Source organism: Paenibacillus sp. GYB006 (assembly GCF_036577645.1).
Lineage (GTDB): Bacteria > Bacillota > Bacilli > Paenibacillales > Paenibacillaceae > Paenibacillus.
Genome location: NZ_JARBDA010000071.1, coordinates 1 through 384, shown reverse-complemented (window position 1 = coordinate 384; position 384 = coordinate 1). Strand labels below are relative to the sequence as shown.

The window sequence follows — 384 nt, the reverse complement described above, 5'->3', positions numbered from 1 at the left end:
CAGGACCCTGCGGTCCAAGTACCATCGGCGCTGGAGGGCTTAACGGTCGTGTTCGGGATGGGTACGTGTGGAACCCCTCCGCTATCGCCACCAAACATGATTTTTGCGCTGTGATATCTTCAGTGAACACTCACCAGCAAAATATCAGTCCATAGAAAGGACATGCAGCTTAAAATCTTCGGAAAATTCATTCGCTCTTCGCGTTTGCTTGGGTTCAACACGAAAGTGTGAATCAAGAAACAAGCGTTTGGTTTTCCTCAAGGATTTGCTCCCTGAAAACTAGATACGAAACAATCTTTGCGATTTATAGCATATGCTTTCGAAGTAGCTTTCCTTCAGAAAGCTTGTAGGATAAGCCCTCGACCGATTAGTACTGGTCAGCTC

1 rRNA gene is annotated in these 384 nt (G+C 46.4%); it reads right to left on the bottom strand.

The features are described from left to right. Positions 1–95: ribosomal RNA gene (rrf, locus tag PV403_RS25005) — 5S ribosomal RNA — on the bottom strand; the annotation flags it as partial. Between the last annotated feature and the right edge of the window lie 289 nt (positions 96–384).